The organism is Candidatus Symbiopectobacterium sp. NZEC135 (assembly GCF_025962695.1).
Genome location: NZ_JAGFPF010001301.1, coordinates 1 through 609 on the forward strand (window position 1 = coordinate 1; position 609 = coordinate 609).

1 protein-coding gene is annotated in these 609 nt (G+C 57.1%); it reads left to right on the top strand.

Annotated elements, in window-relative coordinates; translation table 11 throughout:
* Window positions 1–609: GMP reductase (locus J5224_RS33940; RefSeq protein WP_264629255.1), on the top strand; the 609-nt coding region annotated here is incomplete at both ends.

Genomic DNA, 609 nt, shown 5'->3' on the forward strand with positions numbered 1-609 from the left:
GGTTATTCTGAGCACTTCGTTAATTTCCTGCAAAAAGCGCGTGAAGCCTGGCCGGATAAGGTCATTTGCGCCGGTAATGTGGTTACCGGTGAAATGGTGGAAGAGCTGATTCTCTCTGGCGCGGATATCGTCAAGGTAGGCATTGGCCCTGGTTCCGTGTGTACCACGCGGGTGAAAACCGGTGTGGGCTATCCGCAACTTTCTGCCGTGATCGAGTGTGCCGATGCTGCGCACGGTTTGGGCGGGCAGATCGTCAGCGACGGTGGTTGCTCGATGCCGGGTGATGTGGCAAAAGCCTTCGGCGGCGGCGCAGATTTTGTGATGCTCGGCGGCATGCTGGCGGGCCACGATGAGTGTGAAGGCCGGGTGGTAGAAGAGAATGGCGAGAAAATGATGCTGTTTTACGGTATGAGTTCTGCCTCTGCGATGGAGCGCCATTCCGGCGGTGTCGCAGAGTATCGTGCCGCAGAAGGGAAAACGGTCAAGCTGCCGCTGCGCGGCCCGGTCGATAATACCGTTCGTGATATTCTGGGCGGTTTGCGCTCGGCATGCACTTACGTTGGGGCTTCTCCCCTGAAAGAACTCACCAAACGCACCACGTTTATTCGT